The sequence below is a fragment of the Roseobacter sp. FCG-D35 genome, assembly GCF_033436665.1.
Classification (GTDB): Bacteria; Pseudomonadota; Alphaproteobacteria; order Rhodobacterales; family Rhodobacteraceae; genus JAWQFO01.
Genome location: NZ_JAWQFO010000002.1, coordinates 603,679 through 617,274, shown reverse-complemented (window position 1 = coordinate 617,274; position 13,596 = coordinate 603,679). Strand labels below are relative to the sequence as shown.

Sequence of the window (13,596 nt, the reverse complement as noted above, 5' to 3'; positions counted from 1 at the left end):
GCGCTGTGTAAAGAACTTTTTAAGAACATATGTGAACAAAGGTAGCTTTCGCCCTAGCCGACCGAAATCAGGCGGATCGCCTCGTCCTGCCGCATCAGCCACAACAGGACCCGCGCTGCAGCCCCGCGCTCCGTGGACAACTCGGGATCGGCCTCCAGCAGGGCGCGCGCATCGCTTTGCGCGGTGGCCATCAGGCCCGGCTGCCTTTCGAGGTCGGCGATGCGGAACTTCGGCAGCCCGGATTGCGCCGTGCCGATGAGGTCGCCGGCGCCGCGCATCGCGAGGTCGGTCTCGGCGATCTCGAACCCGTCCTCGGTGGCGCGCAGCACCTCCAGCCGCTTTCGCCCGGTTTCGCCCAGCGGCGGCTGGTAAAGCAGCAGGCAGGTCGACTGCGCCTCACCCCGCCCGACACGTCCGCGCAGCTGGTGCAGTTGCGCCAGCCCGAAGGTTTCGGCGCGTTCGATGACCATGATGGTCGCGTTGGGCACATTCACCCCGACCTCGATCACCGTCGTCGCAACCAGAACCTGGCTTTCGCCGGACACGAAACGCGCCATTGCCGTGTCCTTCTCGGCCACGGGCATCTGCCCGTGCACAAGGTCAACCACGCCCTCGCCCAGCACTGCGCGCAGCCGCTTGAAGCGTTCCGAGGCCGCCGTCAAATCGACCGATTCGCTTTCCTCGACCAGCGGGCAAACCCAGTAGCATTGCCGGCCCTCCGAGATTGCCCCGCGCAGTCGCTCGACGACCTCGTCCATGCGCTCCGCGCTGACCATCGCGGTGCGGATCGGCTTGCGTCCGGGCGGCTTCTCGTCGAGCACCGACACGTCCATGTCGCCGTATTGCGCCAGCGACAGGGACCGCGGGATCGGGGTCGCGGTCATCACCAGAACGTCGACCGCCGCACCCTTGCGCCCCAGTTCCAGCCTCTGGCGCACCCCGAAGCGGTGCTGCTCGTCGACCACCGCAACGCGCAGGTCGGCAAAAACCACGTCGCTTTGGAACACCGCGTGGGTGCCGACCAGCACGGCGATGTCGCCGCGTGCCAGGGCCGCAAGCTTGGCGCGACGCTCGGCCCCCTTGTCGCGCCCGGTCAGGATCTCAAGCACCACGCCCGTTGTCTCGGCCAGAGGTTGCAGCCCCTCGAGATGCTGGCGCGCGAGGATCTCGGTCGGCGCCATCATCACCCCCTGCCCGCCCGCCTCGACCGCGCGCAGAAGCGCCATGAAGGCGACCAGCGTCTTGCCCGCGCCGACATCGCCCTGCAGCAGCCGGTGCATCCTCTCGGGCCGCGCGAGATCGGCGTTGATCTCCGCGATCGCGCGTTCCTGCGCGCCGGTGGGCCGGTACGGCAGTTGCGCCAGCACTTTGCCTTGCAGCGTTCCGTCGCCGGTCGAGACCTTGCCAGCCTTGCGCCGGGCGCGCCGCCGGGCCAGCGCAAGGGTAAGCTGGTGGGCCAGCAATTCGTCATAGGCCAGGCGCTCGTGCGCCGGGGCGGTCGCGGCAACATCGTCGAGGGCGTGCGGCGTATGCGCAGCTTCGAACGCGCGATGCAGGTCAGGCCAATCCTTGCGGCGCTTCAGCTCGGGATCGATCCACTCGACAAGCTCCGGCAGGCGGCTCAGCGCCCCGCGCGTCGCCTTGTACATCAGCTTTTGCGAGATCCCGGCGCCCAGCGGGTAGACCGGCTCGAAGTCGGGGATCTGCCCGGCCTCCTCTTCCGGCACCGCAAAATCCGGATGCACCATCTGCGCCATGCCGTCGAAAAGCTCGATCTTGCCCGAGACGACGCGGCGCGCACCGGTGGGCAGGCTGCGCCTGAGGTAATCGCCGCGGGCGTGAAAATAGACCAGCTGCAAGGCGGCATCTCCGTCGCTCGCATGGATGCGATAGGCGCCGCCCTTGTTGCGCGGCGCATGGTGCTCGCCGATGGTCACCGCCAGCGTGAGCACGGCTGGCAGGCTGCGCCCGGCAAGTCCCGAAACCCGGCGTCGGTCGATGACCGCATGGGGCAGCGTGAACAGCAGGTCGCGCGGCGCGTCGATACCGTGGCCCGCCATCGTACGCGCGGTCTTCGGCCCGACCCCCTCCAGCGTTTCCAGCCCCGCGAACAGCGGGAAAAGCTGTTCCGGACGTCCGCTCATGCGTTGCCGATCAGGGTGAGCCACGCCTCCTCGTCCAGCGTCTCGATGCCGAGTTCGGCGGCCTTCTTGGCCTTCGATCCCGCCCCCGGTCCGGCGACGAGGTAATCCGTCCGGGCCGAGACCGAGCCCGAGACCTTGGCGCCAAGCCGCTCGGCCATCGCCTTGGCCTCGGCGCGGGTCATCCGCTCGAGCGTGCCGGTGAAGACCACGGTCTTGCCCGCGACCGGGCTGCCGTCGGTGTCCGCGCGCTGCGCCGGTTCGACCTCGAGATGTTCGAGCAGGCGGGCGATCGAGGCGCGTTCCGCATCCTGGTTGAGCGTGCTGACTAGAGAGCCCGCCATGACCGCGCCGACGCCGTCGATCCCGATCAGATCCTCCCAAGCCGGGCCGGATTGCTCCGCCGCCTCCGAGACCGCGGTCTCGAGCGCCTCCCAGGTCCCATAATGCAGCGCAAGCAGGTTCGAGGCCGACTCGCCCACGTGCCGGATGCCCAGTGCGAAAATCAGCCGCGCCAAGGGAATCTGTCGCTTGTCGTCGATGGCATCGAAGAGGTTGGCCGCGGATTTCTCGCCCCAACCTTCGCGGTTCTTGAGTTGCTGGATACCCGAGCCGAAGCGGTCGCGCAGGCTGAAGATGTCGGCAGGCTCGGCGATCCAGCCGTCGGCATGGAACTGCTCGACCTGCTTGGCACCGAGCCCTTCGATGTCGAAGGCCGCGCGCGACACGAAATGCTTGAGCTTCTCGACCGCCTGCGCGGGGCAGATCAGCCCGCCGGTGCAGCGCCGCACGGCATCGCCCTCCTCGCGGACGGCATCGCTGCCGCACTCGGGACATTCGGTCGGAAAGGCGTAGGGTTGCGCATCGTCGGGGCGTTTCGAAAGATCGACATCCGCAACTTTCGGAATCACGTCGCCGGCCCGGTAGACCTGCACCCAGTCGCCGACGCGGATGTCCTTGCCGTCGCGGATCTGCTGACCTTTGCTGTCGCGCCCGGCGATGTAATCCTCGTTGTGCAGCGTGGCGTTCGAGACCACGACGCCACCCACGGTGACCGGCGTCAGCCGCGCCACGGGCGACAATGCCCCGGTGCGGCCGACCTGAATGTCGATCGCCTCGAGCCGGGTCCAGGCCAGTTCAGCAGGGAACTTGTGAGCCAGCGCCCAGCGCGGCGTCGTCGAGCGAAAGCCGAGACGGCGCTGCAGGGCGAGGTCGTCGACCTTGTAGACGACGCCGTCGATGTCATAGCCGAGGGTCGCGCGCTGTTCCTCGATCGCCGCGTAGTGGCGCAACATCTCGGCGGGCCCATCGCTGAGCGCGGTCAGCGGGTTGGTCGCGAAACCGAGTGCTTCGAGGCGATCGATCGCGCCTTTCTGTGTCTCGGCCAGAGGATCCGAAAGCGCGCCCCAGGCGTAGGCGAAAAAGCGCAGCGGACGGTCCCGTGTGATCTCGGCGTCGAGCTGGCGCAGCGAGCCTGCGGCGGCGTTGCGCGGGTTGGCGAAGGTCTTGCCCCCGCGCGCCGATTGGCGCTCATTGAGCGCGGCGAAGTCGGGATGCGACATGTAAACTTCGCCGCGCACTTCCAGAAGCTCGGGCGCGCCGTCAAGCCTTTCGGGAATGTCCGCGATGGTGCGGGCGTTCGCGGTGACGTTCTCGCCGGTCGTGCCGTCGCCGCGGGTCGCGGCCTGTACCAGCACGCCCTTTTCATAGCGCAAAGACAGCGACAGGCCGTCGATCTTCGGCTCCGCCGTGTAGGCAAGCGAGGCATCGTCGGCGAGGTTCAGGTACCTGCGGATGCGCCGGTCGAATTCTTCGATCTCTTCCGCCGCGAAGGCGTTGGAAAGCGACAGCATCGGAACCGCATGGGTGACCTTGGAAAAGCCTTCTGCGGGGGCGGCTCCCACCATCTCGGTCGGGCTGTCGGATCGTTTCAGGTGCGGAAAACGCGCCTCGATGGCCGCATTGCGGGCCTTGAGGCGGTCATAGTCGGCGTCGCTGATCTCGGGCGCGTCGTCGCCGTGATAGGCCACGTTGGCCTCTGCCAGGCGTCGCGCCAGGTCGGCAAGCTCGGCCCGGGCCGCGGCCTCGTCCAGTGTGTCGATGTCTTTCGGGGTCGGCACGACCTGCCCTCTTCAGTCCGCGTGCCTCCTAGATATGCGGTGATCGGGGGCTGGGTCCAGCGGCTTCGGCACATGTCCCCGCGCCCGAGGCGGCAGCGCCGCGCGCGGACCCGCAACCGTTGCCATCGAGCGGCTTTCACGGAGAGGATCCCACTGGTGGGAGCAGGCTTGCAGAGGAATCGTTGGGATCGGAGCCAGGACCCAGGATCACCAGTCGAGGGATTTCGGCCACACTGCCCGCCGGGACGGGAATGTCCCGGTGACGGACCGGGCGTGCGGCCCGCCCCAGCCGTCAGGCGCCGACGGCGAGGCGCTGCGGGTCGTCCGAGCGCACCGGCTCGGGATCGCGCAGCACGTAGCCACGGCCCCAGACAGTTTCGATGTAGTTCTCGCCCCCGGTAGCAAGGCTAAGTTTCTTGCGCAGCTTGCAGATGAAGACGTCGATAATCTTGAGTTCGGGCTCGTCCATGCCGCCGTAGAGATGGTTGAGGAACATCTCCTTCGTGAGCGTCGTGCCCTTGCGCAGCGACAGCAGTTCCAGCATCTGGTATTCCTTGCCCGTCAGATGCACCGACTTGCCGTTGACGCTGACCGTCTTGGCGTCGAGGTTGACCGAGATTTCGCCGGTCTCGATCACCGATTGCGAATGGCCCTTCGACCGTCGGATGATGGCATGGATGCGCGCCACGAGTTCCTCGCGGTGGAACGGCTTGGTCAGGTAGTCATCGGCGCCAAAGCCGAAGCCCTTGATCTTGTTCTCGGTGTCGTCGGCGCCCGACAGGATCAGGATCGGCGTCGAGATCCGCGCCAGGCGCAGCTGCCGCAGCACCTCGTGCCCGTTCATGTCCGGCAGGTCGAGGTCGAGAAGGATCAGGTCGTAGTCGTAGAGCTTGGCAAGGTCGATCCCCTCCTCCCCGAGGTCCGTCGCGTACACGTTCAGGTTGGCATGCGTCAGCATCAGCTCGATGCTTTTGGACGTGGTGGGATCGTCTTCGACAAGCAATACACGCATGGATATTTCCCGTATTCCGTTCTGATAATCCTAGGCAGACAAATTGGGCAAAAATAGTTAATGACACGTTATTCTACGCAGAAAACGAGACCGATCAACTTAAAGTTGTCGAAATTTCTGGACCGCCGTGGCTTTCAGCGCCTCTTCGCCGTGTTCGGACACGGCGCGGACCCACTCCTGAAACTCCTCGGCGCTGAGCTGGTAGCGCTTGAGCGCCTCGGCCTGCGTGATCAGACCGTAGGCGACGCCCCGCACAACGGAAGCCTTGCGCGACGCGACCCAGCGCCGGGTCTTTGCCGGCGGAAGGTCGGCCTGGGTCATGATCCGGCCATCGGCAAGGGTCACCGCCCTTGGCCCGTCCACTTTTTTTAGGTACATCACACTCGCCCGAACACTCTGCCTCATCACACTTTGCGCGAGAACTTGACGTCACCGCCTTAAGGACAGATGAAGCGGGCCCTTGAGAGTGAGTCGGATTTTCCTATATTCCAGCCGACCCGACGCCCCGGAGCCCTGCCATGCCGCTCGACCAGACGCCGCCGCTGAATTCACTCGGCTTTCCCAAGCCGCCCGCGCAGACGCGGGTGGTGGTGGCGATGTCGGGTGGCGTCGACAGTTCCGTAGTCGCCGCGATGCTGGCCGAGGAAGGTTATGACGTGGTCGGCGTGACGCTGCAGCTCTACGATCACGGCGCGGCTCTCGCCAAGAAAGGCGCCTGCTGCGCGGGGATCGACATCCACGACGCGCGGCGCGTGGCCGAGAAGATGGGCTTTCCGCATTACGTGCTCGACTACGAGAACATCTTTCGCGACGCGGTCATCGACGAGTTCGCCGACAGCTACCTTGGCGGCGCGACGCCGGTGCCCTGCATCCGCTGCAACGAGCGAGTGAAGTTCAAGGACCTGCTCGAAACCGCGAAGGATCTCGACGCGGATTGCATGGCGACCGGCCACTACATCCAGCGCAAGCTCGGGACGAACGGACCCGAACTGCATTCGGCGGCGGATGCGGCGCGCGACCAGAGCTATTTCCTGTTCTCGACCACGCCCGAACAGCTGGACTACCTTCGGTTCCCGCTCGGGCACCTCGCGTCGAAGGCAGAAACCCGTGCGCTGGCAGAAAAGTACGGGCTAAGCGTGGCGATGAAGCCCGACAGCCAGGACATCTGCTTTGTTCCGAACGGCGATTATGCCGCGGTGATCCGCAAGCTGCGGCCCGAGGCCGCCGATCCGGGCGAGATCGTGCATGCCGACGGCACCGTGCTGGGCCACCACGACGGGGTGATCAACTACACCGTGGGCCAGCGCCGGGGCCTGGGGATCGGCGGGCTGACCGATCCGCTTTACGTGGTCCGGCTCGACCCCGAGACGAAGCGCGTGATCGTGGGGCAGAAATCGATGCTGGCGACCCGCTCCATCCCGGTGCGCGAAATCAACTGGCTGGGCGACGCGCCGCTGTCGTCGCGAGAGGAATGGCATGTCGCCGTGCGCGTGCGTTCGACCCGTCCGCCGGCCGAGGCGGTGATTCGCCCCGTCAGCGACACCGAGGCGACCGTGGAGCTTCTGAGCCCCGAGCAGGGCGTGTCGCCGGGTCAGGCCTGCGTCTTCTACGATATCGAAAGCAGCCGGATCTTCGGCGGCGGCTGGATCCACAAGGGCTGAGCCCCGTCAGGCGCGCGCTTCGGCGAGGCCGTCCAGAACCGCGCGCGCCGCGCGCAGCCCCGGTGCCTCGCCGCCGCGCCCCAGCCGTTGCATCGTCAACTCCATCGCCTCGTACTGGCCCTCGGGATGCGCCATGACCTCGAGTAGTCCGGGTGCGATCTTTTCGGCGCGGCAGTTTCCGGCGATGAATTCGGGCACCGCGCGGCTCTCTGAAACGAGGTTCACCAGTGTCACGGTGTCCACCTTCATCATCATGCGGATGATCGTCCGGCTGAGCCAGTTCATGTCATAGGCGATCACCATCGGCGTGCCCGCGGCGGCCAGTTCCAGCGAGACCGTGCCGGACGCCGCCAGCGCGACCTGCGCCGCGCGGAATGCGGCGCGCTTGTGCCGTGCGAAAACCGGTTCTGGATGGTCGCGCGGGTCGAGCACGCAGACCTCCGCCGGCCAGTCGCGCACGGCCTCCTTCACAGCCGGTGCGACCGGTGCGGCCGCGGGTAGGACGATGCGCAGATCCGGGTGGCGCGCCAGCACGTCCGGCAGGGCCGCGCCGAACACAGGGGCCAGCCGCGAGACCTCGCCGCGCCGCGAGCCCGGCAGCACCAGCAGGAGCGGCGCATCCCCCAACCCGAAGGCGTCGCGGAACGCGGCGACCTCGGCATCGCTCGCCACCGGCTCGGACACCACCGGGTGGCCGACGAAATCGCAGGCCATCCCGTGCGCCGTCATGTAGGGCGGCTCGAAGGGAAACAGCGCGAGGACGTGGTCGATCATCCGGCTCATCTTCTCGGCCCGGCCCGCGCGCCACGCCCAGACGGTCGGTGCTACGTAATGCACGGTACGCAGATCCGGCGCCCTGGCCTTCACGCGCTTGGCGACGCGCAACGAGAAATCGGGCGAATCGATTGTGATCATCACGTCGGGCCGGGTCGCCACCACGGTCTCGGCGGTCTCTTCGATCCGGGCCATGAGAGCGCGGTACTTCGGCAGCACCTCGGCGATCCCCATGACGCTGAGTTCATCCATCGGGAAGCGGCTGTCCAGCCCCTCGGCCTGCATGCGCTCGCCGCCGACCCCGTCGAAAGCGATGCCGGGTTCGAGCGTTTTCAGCCCCGCCATGAGCGCTCCGCCCAGCCGGTCGCCCGACGGCTCGCCCGCGATCACGAAGGCGCGCGTCACCGCGGATCCCGCGACCACAGGACCAGCCCGTGCCGGTCGGCCCGGGCGATGGCCTCGTCGCGGTCGAGCAGCAGTACGTCGCCGGCGTCGATCACCAGACCGGCCAGGCCTGCGGCCTGAATCGCGTCGAGCGTCGCAGGGCCCACGGTCGGCAGATCCACGCGCCGGTCCTGCCCGCGCTTGGGGCGCTTGACCAGCACAGCGCGCAGCCGCGCGGCAATCTTCGGCAGGGTCGCCAGCATGTGATCCGTCCCGCCGATGGTCTCGATCGCGGCCACCTGCCCCGCGCCCACGACGCAGCCCTGTCCAACGTCATGCGGGGCCAGCGCGTCGAGAACCGCGACGGCACGATCGACGTCGGCGCGCATCGCCTTGTCGGGCTGCGCGCGGCTCAGGACACCCGGCGGCGCCAGCAGGCCGGGGGCAAGCTCGTGGGCGGCGCGCACCGTGAAGCCCTTGGACGCGAGAATGTCGAGCACGACGCGCAGCGCGCCGTCGTCGCCCGCCTGCAGGCCCTTCTGCATTTGTGTCACCAGCGGCAGAGTTGCCATGTCGATAGCCTTGAGATCGACGCGCGGCCGTGCCACGGCGCCACACAGGCAGACCTCGGTCACCCCGCGCTTGCGCAGGTCCTTGAGGAAGCTGCCGAACTTCTCGATGCGAAAGCTCATGTCCGGCGCCAGCCCGTCCGGCGCATAGCCTTCGAGCGCGCAGATCAGCGGTCTTTCTGACCGGGCCGCCGCGACATGAGCGGGCAGGCCCCCGCTGCCTGCGATCAGAGCCAGCATCAGCCGGGTGTCAGGAAGTGCCGGTCGGTGCCGGCCAGCACGAAATCGACGATCTCGCGGACATAGTCGCTCTCTGTTCCGGCCTTCAGGCGTTCGGCGCGCTGGTGGAAGGTCCCCTCGCCGTCCGACAGTTCGCGGAACGCCGCCCGCAGCGCGGAGATGTCGGCGCGCGACACGCCCCGGCGCTTGAGGCCGACGAGGTTCAGCCCGTCGAGCACGCCGCGCGGCGCCTGTACCAGACCGTAGGGGATCACGTCGTTGGTCACCATCGTCACCGCGCCGATGATCGCCCCGCGCCCGATACGCACGAACTGGTGCACGCCGGACAGGCCACCGACGATCACGTCGTCCTCGAGCACGCAATGGCCGGCGATCGCGACCTGATTGACGATGATGCAGCGGTTCCCGATCTGTGCATCGTGGGCGATGTGGCATCCGGCCATGAAGAGGCCGTCATCCCCGATCCGGGTCACCCCGCCACCGCCTTCGGTGCCGGTGTTCATCGTGACGTGCTCGCGGATCCGGTTGCGTTCGCCGATGACCAGTTCGGTGCTTTCGCCTTTGAACTTGAGGTCCTGCGGAATCTCTCCGATCACCGAAAACGGGAACACGACGGTCTCCGCGCCGATGGTCGTCCGCCCGCTCACCACCACATGCGAGCGCAGCTCGACGCCGGGGCCGAGGGTGACCTCGGGTCCGACGACGCAGAACGGCCCGATCCGCGCGGTCGGATCGACGCGCGCACCGGCCTCGACAACCGCGCTCGGGTGGACGCGGCTCATGGTGTCACCCAAGGTCCATCATCGCCGTGAACTCGGCCTCGGCCGCGACCTCCTCGCCGACCTTGGCCACACCGCCAAAGCGCCAGACCTTGCCGCCGGGCTTGCCGCGGATCGTGCGCACTTCCATCCGCAGCACATCGCCGGGACCCACCTTGCGGCGGAACTTGCAGTTGTCGATGGCCATGAAATAGACTTTCATGTTCTTGTCGGCCATGTCCAAGTGCGCGCCCACCATGACGGCAGTGGTCTGCGCCATCGCCTCGACGATGGTCACCCCGGGCATCACCGGAAGGCCCGGGAAATGGCCCTGGAAGTGCGGCTCGTTCATGGTCACGTTCTTGATCCCCACGGCCGAGGCATAGCCGTCCATCTCGACCACCTTGTCGACCAGCAAGAACGGGTAGCGGTGCGGCAGGATACGCTGGATCAGCTGGATATCCGCCTCGGCGGGCGGGGGCGTGCCGTCGGCTGTCATGCGGGATGTCCTTTGCTGGTCAGGGTCGGCGTGTCGACGTGCGTATCAACTGCGCCCGGCTTGGGCAAGCGCGGCTCACTCCGTCCCGTCCCCGGCGGGCGGCGCGGTCTCTTCTGGCGCGGGCGCAGTGCCCGGTGCTTGGCCGCCCGTGGGTGCGACATCCGCATCGTCACCCAGCACGTCGTTCACGCGCGAGATCGCGTCCGAGGTGATGTCGATGGCATTGGCGCTGAGAAAGATCGACCGGCGTTCGAGCACCACCGCAGCCCCGGCCGAGCGCATCAGGGCCTCGAGCACCGGCACGGCGGCGTTCAGGAAGGCGACGCGGCGCTGTTCGAACTCCTGGGTGAGCTCGCGGCTTTTGCCCTCTTGCGCGCGGCGCGTGGCCTGCACCTTCTCGTCGAAGGCGTCTGCAAGGGTCCGGAAGGCTTCCGGCTCCATCGTCGGCCGCCGGCGCGTCAGATCCTGCTCTTCGGCCGCAAGCTCGGCCTCGATCCGGCGGTTCTCGGCGGCAAGCTCGGCGCTGCGCGCCTCCAGTTCCTGCGTCGTCTTCTGCCCGTAGTCGCTGTCGACGAACAGCCGTTCGGTGTCGATGGTCAGGATCGGGCTGTGAACGGACCCGCCGGCAAGGCCCTGCGCCGAAACCGCCGGGCCGAGGCCGACCAGTGCCGACAGCAGTGCCGCGAAAAGGACGGGCCCCGCGCGCATGGCGGTGTCAGAAACGCGCCGAAAGCGTCACGTCGAAGGACTGCTCGCGGTCGAACTCCTCTTTCTGGAGCGCGTTGGAGAGGTTGAAACGCAGCGGGCCGATGGGCGTGTTCCAGAACAGTGACACCCCGACCACGTGGCGGAACGAGCCGTCTTCGCCGACGACGTCGCCGCCGCGGGTGTCGACGTTGTCGAGATCCCACAGGTTGCCGACGTCGTAGAACAGGCCGCCCGATATGCCGTATTCCTCCGGCAGGCCAAGCGGGAATTCGGCTTCGAAGCGCGCCACGACGTAGAGGTTGCCCCCCAACGGGTCGCGGTCGTTGACCGTCAGGTCGCGCGGTCCGATGCCGCCCGGTTCGAAACCGCGCATGATGTTGGGATTGAGCAGGAAGCGGTTGACCGCGCGGCTGTTGCCGTCCTTCCAGTTCAGCGCCCCGCCCTCGACGGTAGCGCGCAGGGTCACTTCCTCGTTCCAGACCCGGGTTTCGCCGACAAGGCGCGCCGTGGTCTTGATGAACTCGTCATCGCCCCCGATGCCCGCGAAGTCCTGACCGAACTCGAAGAGCACCCCGGCGTTGGGGTTCAGGCCGGTAAACCGCGTGTCATAAGTGTAGACATAGCCGATCGCGCTGGAGTCGAGCCGTCCTCGGTCGATCTCTCGCTGGATGATCGGCCCGTTTTCGGGATCGTCATCGTCGTCGCGGCGCAGCATCTCGGAACTTTCGAAGCTGTAGCGCAACTGCAGGCGGCCGTTCTCGCTGACCGGGAATTCGATCCCCGGCTGGAACAGGAAACGGTCGGCGTCATAGGAGGTGAAGCTGGACCGCTGCTGGGCCACGTTGGCATTGAGCGAGAACTCGAGATTGCGCCCCAGAAGCGCCGGTTCGACGAAGCGCAAACCATAGCGCCGCGCCTCTTCGGCGGTCGACAGGTCGACGGCCAGCCGCTGGCCGCGGCCAAGGAAGTTTTCCTCGGCGAAGCTGAGCGCGATGCCGAAGCCGTCGTTGGTCGAATAGGATCCGCCGACGCTGAGCGACCCGGTCGGCTGCTCGACCACGTCGACGTCGACGACCACCTGGTCAGGGGCCGATCCCTCGCGGGCATTGACCTCAGCCTCCTCGAAATAGCCCAGCGCGCGGATCCGTTCCGCCGCCTCGCGGATTTCGCGAGGGTTGAACGGATCGCCCTCGACGGCGGTGAACTGACGCCGGATCACACGGTCGAGCGTCGTAGTGTTGCCTTCGATGTCGATGCGCTCGACGAAGACGCGCGGGCCTTTGCTGAGCACGTATTGCACGTCGAGTGTCAGGTTGCGATCGTTACGCGTGATGCGCGGTTCGACACGCAGGAAGTCGACGCCGTCGCGGATCGCCTGGCGCTCCATGCGGGCGATATCGCGCTCGATCAGCGTCGGGGTATAGACCACGCCCGGCTTGATCTTCACGATGTCTCCGTAGCGCGACCCGTCGAGTCCCGGGATCTCGCTGGCCACGCTGACGTTGCCGAAGCGGAATTGCTGCCCCTCCTGCACGTTGAAGGCCAGGAAATAGCCGTCGCGTTCCTCGGCCAGCTGGGCATTCACCGAGACAACGCGGAAATCGACGTAACCCCGCGACTGGTAGAAGTCGGTCAGAAGTTGCTTGTCGAGTTCGATCTGTTCCTCGACGAAGGTGTCACGGCGCACCAGCGCGCGGAAGATGCCGGCCTGCTTGGTGCCCAGTACCCGGCGCAGCCGCCCGTCCGAGTAGACCCGGTTGCCGATGAAGCTCAGGCGCTCGATCTCGACCACGCCACCTTCGAAGATCTCGAAGACAAGGTCGACGCGATTGTCCGAACGGCGGATAATGCGCGGCGTGACCTTGGCGGCAAGCCGACCTTCAGAGGCATAGGCCTCGGCGATGGTGGCGGCGTCGCGCTCGGCCTGCGCGGGGTTGAAGACGCGGCGCTCGTTCGATCCGGTCAGCGCAATCAGCGCCTCGTCGTCGATCCGGCGATTGCCCTCGAAGCTGACACGGTTGATCGTGGGATATTCGACGACCCGGATCCGCAAGGTCGAGCCCGACGGCACGATCTCGACAGTCTCGAACAGGCCCGACTCGACCAGGCGCTGGTAGGCGTCGTTGAGCTGCGCGGACGAGACGGCCCCCGCCCCGATGCCCGCCCTGCTGATGATCGCGGCATCGCCGATGCGCTCGTTGCCCTCGATGGACACCGAGCTGAAACTGTAGGTCTGGGCCTCGACCGATGTGAGCGGCACCGCGAAAGCCGCTGAAAACACGGCGCATATGGCCGTCGTCCGAAATGCGCGTCCAAGCCAAGTTCCGCCTGCGCGCATCGCGCGCTCCTGCCCTGTCCTGCCCGGTGTCATTGCCTGCCCCGACCCACTCTTATTTTGCTCTGCCCCTGACTATCCAGAAAGCCGGAACTTGTCAAAACCATGTGGGTCGGAAACGGCAGGCAACTAGATGGATGGCGCAAAACGACCACGCCCGACCTTTCGGCCGGGCGAGTCACCGTCGGGAGGGTCGTTTATCAGAGTCCGAGCGAACCGATATAGGTCGCGCCGGCCAGGGCAAGCGTGATGGTTCCGGCGTAAAGCACCAGGTCCCAGTTCAGGTCCATCAGCAGGCTCAGCCCGCGGTATCCGTCGTTGATGGTCTGCATGATCCAGCTCTCCCTAACTTGCGCCAAGGGTTAGCCGAGGATTAAGGCCGCAGTTTGTTCAAA

General features: G+C 66.8%; 12 protein-coding genes. 1 reads left to right on the top strand and 11 read right to left on the bottom strand.

Annotated elements, in window-relative coordinates; genetic code table 11:
• Positions 1–53 precede the first annotated feature (53 nt).
• From recG to sciP, 4 genes are all read right to left on the bottom strand, one after another.
• Entirely contained in the window at positions 54–2,144 is a 2,091-nt protein-coding gene (gene recG / locus R5H30_RS07130; protein ID WP_318327413.1) for an ATP-dependent DNA helicase RecG, read from the bottom strand.
• Positions 2,141–4,261, bottom strand: a complete 2,121-nt coding sequence (gene ligA, locus R5H30_RS07125; protein ID WP_318327412.1) for an NAD-dependent DNA ligase LigA — start codon at positions 4,259–4,261, stop codon at positions 2,141–2,143. Before ligA ends, recG begins: the two co-directional genes overlap by 4 nt.
• Positions 4,262–4,553: 292 nt before the next feature.
• Complete coding sequence (ctrA, locus tag R5H30_RS07120; protein ID WP_318327411.1) at positions 4,554–5,273, bottom strand: response regulator transcription factor CtrA; 720 nt, start codon at positions 5,271–5,273, stop codon at positions 4,554–4,556.
• Between the two features lie 99 nt (positions 5,274–5,372).
• On the bottom strand, positions 5,373–5,651 hold the full coding sequence (sciP, locus tag R5H30_RS07115; RefSeq protein ID WP_318327410.1) for a CtrA inhibitor SciP: 279 nt from the start codon (positions 5,649–5,651) through the stop codon (positions 5,373–5,375).
• A 140-nt stretch (positions 5,652–5,791) separates the two neighbouring features.
• Here sciP and mnmA point away from each other — a divergent pair, with 140 nt between their 5' ends.
• Positions 5,792–6,934: a tRNA 2-thiouridine(34) synthase MnmA gene (gene mnmA, locus R5H30_RS07110; RefSeq protein WP_318327409.1), complete on the top strand. Its 1,143-nt coding sequence runs from the start codon at positions 5,792–5,794 to the stop codon at positions 6,932–6,934.
• 6 nt (positions 6,935–6,940) lie between these two features.
• Here mnmA and lpxB read toward each other — a convergent pair whose 3' ends face one another.
• From lpxB to R5H30_RS07075, 7 genes are all read right to left on the bottom strand, one after another.
• A complete protein-coding gene (lpxB, locus tag R5H30_RS07105; RefSeq protein WP_318327408.1) occupies positions 6,941–8,113 on the bottom strand; it encodes a lipid-A-disaccharide synthase in 1,173 nt (390 codons plus the stop codon).
• The gene (locus tag R5H30_RS07100; RefSeq protein ID WP_318327407.1) at positions 8,110–8,901 is read right to left on the bottom strand and encodes an LpxI family protein; all 792 of its coding nucleotides are present in this window, start codon (positions 8,899–8,901) and stop codon (positions 8,110–8,112) included. Before R5H30_RS07100 ends, lpxB begins: the two co-directional genes overlap by 4 nt.
• Entirely contained in the window at positions 8,901–9,683 is a 783-nt protein-coding gene (lpxA, locus tag R5H30_RS07095; protein ID WP_318327406.1) for an acyl-ACP--UDP-N-acetylglucosamine O-acyltransferase, read from the bottom strand. The genes R5H30_RS07100 and lpxA overlap by 1 nt, the downstream gene beginning before the upstream one ends.
• 4 nt (positions 9,684–9,687) lie before the next feature.
• Positions 9,688–10,158, bottom strand: coding sequence for a 3-hydroxyacyl-ACP dehydratase FabZ (fabZ, locus tag R5H30_RS07090; RefSeq protein WP_318327405.1), 471 nt, complete (start codon positions 10,156–10,158; stop codon positions 9,688–9,690).
• 75 nt (positions 10,159–10,233) lie between these two features.
• Positions 10,234–10,866 carry an OmpH/Skp family outer membrane protein gene (locus R5H30_RS07085; RefSeq protein ID WP_318327404.1) on the bottom strand — a complete coding sequence of 211 codons (633 nt, stop codon included), beginning with the start codon at positions 10,864–10,866 and terminating at the stop codon, positions 10,234–10,236.
• 7 nt (positions 10,867–10,873) lie between these two features.
• Positions 10,874–13,237, bottom strand: a complete 2,364-nt coding sequence (bamA, locus tag R5H30_RS07080) for an outer membrane protein assembly factor BamA (protein ID WP_318327403.1) — start codon at positions 13,235–13,237, stop codon at positions 10,874–10,876.
• A 164-nt stretch (positions 13,238–13,401) separates the two neighbouring features.
• The gene (locus tag R5H30_RS07075) at positions 13,402–13,560 is read right to left on the bottom strand and encodes a hypothetical protein (protein ID WP_318327747.1); all 159 of its coding nucleotides are present in this window, start codon (positions 13,558–13,560) and stop codon (positions 13,402–13,404) included.
• Between the last annotated feature and the right edge of the window lie 36 nt (positions 13,561–13,596).

Coding starts and splice junctions, on each gene's coding strand:
- recG (WP_318327413.1), bottom strand. CDS start 2,144: ATGAGCGGACGTCCGGAACAGCTTTTCCCGCTGTTCGCGGGGCTGGAA.
- ctrA (WP_318327411.1), bottom strand. CDS start 5,273: ATGCGTGTATTGCTTGTCGAAGACGATCCCACCACGTCCAAAAGCATC.
- sciP (WP_318327410.1), bottom strand. CDS start 5,651: ATGTACCTAAAAAAAGTGGACGGGCCAAGGGCGGTGACCCTTGCCGAT.
- mnmA (WP_318327409.1), top strand. CDS start 5,792: ATGCCGCTCGACCAGACGCCGCCGCTGAATTCACTCGGCTTTCCCAAG.
- R5H30_RS07100 (WP_318327407.1), bottom strand. CDS start 8,901: ATGCTGGCTCTGATCGCAGGCAGCGGGGGCCTGCCCGCTCATGTCGCG.
- lpxA (WP_318327406.1), bottom strand. CDS start 9,683: ATGAGCCGCGTCCACCCGAGCGCGGTTGTCGAGGCCGGTGCGCGCGTC.
- fabZ (WP_318327405.1), bottom strand. CDS start 10,158: ATGACAGCCGACGGCACGCCCCCGCCCGCCGAGGCGGATATCCAGCTG.
- R5H30_RS07085 (WP_318327404.1), bottom strand. CDS start 10,866: ATGCGCGCGGGGCCCGTCCTTTTCGCGGCACTGCTGTCGGCACTGGTC.
- bamA (WP_318327403.1), bottom strand. CDS start 13,237: ATGACACCGGGCAGGACAGGGCAGGAGCGCGCGATGCGCGCAGGCGGA.